Genomic DNA, 2448 nt, shown 5'->3' with positions numbered 1-2448 from the left:
GTAAGCGCCGTTAAATCGACGTACTTGCCCTAACGGTATTGCGCCACTTTTTTTGAAATCGGCTCCAACGCCACATTCCACGGTAGCAGCGCTTCCAGCTTTTCCAGGCTGTCCGCGTCGCCGATCCGCTCCAGCACATAATTGATATACGCTGACGGCTCCAGCTGATTGGCCTTGGCTGTTTCCAGCAGCGAGTAGCAGGTCGCGCTCGCCTTCGCTCCTTGCGCGCTATCGGCGAACAACCACGCCTTGCGACCCACCGCAAACGGGCGGATCGCGTTTTCCGCCAGCACGTTGCTGATATGCAGATCGCCGCGCATGCAGTAACCTACCAGGCAAGACCACTGTCCCAGCGTGTACTCCATCGCTTTTCTCGTCAGCGACCCTTTCATCACCTTGCCGATCTGCTCTTCCAACCAGATTTTGAACTCTGCCAGCAGCGGCACGCTGCGTGACTGCCGCCCCTGATAGCGCTCGGCATCACTGCCGTCCCGCAGCTCCCGTTCGATAGCATAGAGTTTGCTGATATAGCCCAACGCCACATCGGCCTTGCTGGCTTTACGTTGGTCTTTCGCGGGGACAGCCTTCGTTGCTTCGATAAATTTACGCCGGGCGTGATCCCAGCAGCCGATACGGGTGAGCCCGTTTGTGCGGCACACCTCGGCGTAGCCAGAATAACCATCAGCTTGCAGGATACCGTCAAAACCGGCCAGCAGGCGCACGGGTACGCTGCCGGCACGCGACGGATCATATTCAAATAATACTGATTGTCGGCCCGGGGGACCGCCGCGGGTGACCCACATCCACTTATCCGATTGGGCCGTTTTGCCCGCTTCCTTGAGGACCTGGATCCGGGTCTCATCAGCTTGAAGGTAAGCGGCGCTGTTTTGTTCTTCGCGCAGCAGGTTCATCAGGGGCTGGAACACGTCATCCAGACGGATGAGCCAGTGTGCCATGCTGGTGCGACTCACTTCCTGCCCATGGCGCTTGAACATCTGCTCCAGGCGGTAGAGCGGCAGGCCATCAGCATACTTCGAGGTGATGATGTAGCCCAGCAGTGACGGGGTGGCAACGCATTTGCCCAGTGGATGCACCGGACGTTTGGCCGCGAGGATCACCTGTTCGCCATCGCGCTCGAATACTGCCTTCTCTTGCCAGATCTCCAGCACCTTGAGTTGGGCCGGGATGAACTTCAGCTCTTCTTTGACTTTGGTGAAGAAGACCTTGCTGGCCCCGACTTTCTCTTCATCGCTGAGGGTCAGTTCGAGACGTTCGCGCACCAATGACGGAGAAAAGCCGCGCTGACGACGCTTGGGAGCGATCTTGGCGGTGGCGGCTTCAGGCAACTGTGCTTGCAGAGTGTCGATCTCGACTTCCATCTCGGCTTCATCAAAGAGCTGGAGCTGGCTGGCGAGCTTTTCACTGCTGGCGGCAAAGCGCTGCGCCCTGCGTAAGCGCAGCAGCTCTTCAAGCAGCAAGATATGAGAATCACGCCGCGCGATAGCCGCGTCTTTGGAAAGGAGGGCTTCTTGTTGCAACGCCAGTTGTTGCTGAAAATCAGCAATCACCACCAACAACTCAGCAGCGGAAAGGCTGCCGAGTTCGGGCAATGGGGTGAGGTATTCAGGCGTTATTTTCATGGCTAAATTATAACAAAAACAACGTAGTAAAGCACTTATTTAGCCCGATTCAGAGCGTTTCATAGTGCAATTTTTTGTGGCCTTTCATCAGGGAAATATCATAGCCATCGAGCAGCCAATTGATCTGCTCAGCCGAGAGGGAGAGCAGCTCATCGGCAGGGGATGGCCATTTGAATTTCTCCTCGGCGAGCGCCTTGTAATAGAGCACAAAGCCGTTGTCCTCCCACATCAGGCACTTGATCTTGTTGCGGCGGCGATTGGTGAAGGCATAGAGGGCACCGGAGAATGGATTGTGCCCGAGTTGCTGCTCGACCAGCGCCGCCAGGCCATTGGCCTGTTTGCGAAAATCGATGGGCGCCCGGTAGAGGTAGATCTGCGGCAGAGTCAGGGCCGGTCGCAGGTAACGCGGGCGCATTACAAGAGCCTCATGATAGCGCCGAGCAATTCAATATTGCTGGCATGCAGGTCGGAGATGGCGATGCCGTTGGGCAAGGTGAGGGTCAAGCCTGGGTGGGTCGTCTGAGAGGGCGGCAGGGTGACACGAGCAAATCCGGCAGACGAGTCAGCCTTATCGAGTTGGGGTGTTGCCAGCTTTCTGCGCCAGTAGGAGAACTGGTGGTAGCTGAGGTCATGGAGTTTACAGAAAGCGGGGGCGGAAAGTCGGGATGAGAGCCAAGATGCGATCTGCTGCTGCCAAAATACGTCACGTTGTTGCGTAGTCATAGCTGAAACCTCGATGAAGAAACGATGAGGTTAAGTGTGACGAGCGTATTGTCCGAAAAACAGGTGCTGATCTAGGGGCGCTTAC

The 2448-nt window shown here is 56.6% G+C and carries 3 protein-coding genes; all 3 read right to left on the bottom strand.

Features of this window, described 5'->3' with window-relative positions; translation table 11 throughout:
- Nucleotides 1–29: 29 nt before the first annotated feature.
- From tnpC to tnpA, 3 genes are read right to left on the bottom strand one after another with little or no spacing between them, the layout of a single operon-like run.
- Nucleotides 30–1640, bottom strand: a complete 1611-nt coding sequence (tnpC, locus tag PG896_RS20805; RefSeq protein WP_052814785.1) for an IS66 family transposase — start codon at nt 1638–1640, stop codon at nt 30–32.
- A 49-nt stretch (nt 1641–1689) separates the two neighbouring features.
- On the bottom strand, nt 1690–2055 hold the full coding sequence (tnpB, locus tag PG896_RS20800) for an IS66 family insertion sequence element accessory protein TnpB (RefSeq protein ID WP_042012890.1): 366 nt from the start codon (nt 2053–2055) through the stop codon (nt 1690–1692).
- Complete coding sequence (gene tnpA, locus PG896_RS20795; protein ID WP_270836179.1) at nt 2055–2363, bottom strand: IS66 family insertion sequence element accessory protein TnpA; 309 nt, start codon at nt 2361–2363, stop codon at nt 2055–2057. The genes tnpB and tnpA overlap by 1 nt, the downstream gene beginning before the upstream one ends.
- Nucleotides 2364–2448 lie beyond the last annotated feature (85 nt).

Origin of the sequence: Aeromonas sp. QDB30, assembly GCF_027707645.1 — a bacterium.
In the GTDB taxonomy this organism is placed as follows: Bacteria; Pseudomonadota; Gammaproteobacteria; order Enterobacterales; family Aeromonadaceae; genus Aeromonas; species Aeromonas caviae.
Note: the sequence above shows the minus strand (reverse complement) of the source record. Positions and strands in the feature narration are given on the sequence as shown.

Coding starts and splice junctions, on each gene's coding strand:
- tnpA (WP_270836179.1), bottom strand. CDS start 2,363: ATGACTACGCAACAACGTGACGTATTTTGGCAGCAGCAGATCGCATCT.
- tnpB (WP_042012890.1), bottom strand. CDS start 2,055: ATGCGCCCGCGTTACCTGCGACCGGCCCTGACTCTGCCGCAGATCTAC.
- tnpC (WP_052814785.1), bottom strand. CDS start 1,640: ATGAAAATAACGCCTGAATACCTCACCCCATTGCCCGAACTCGGCAGC.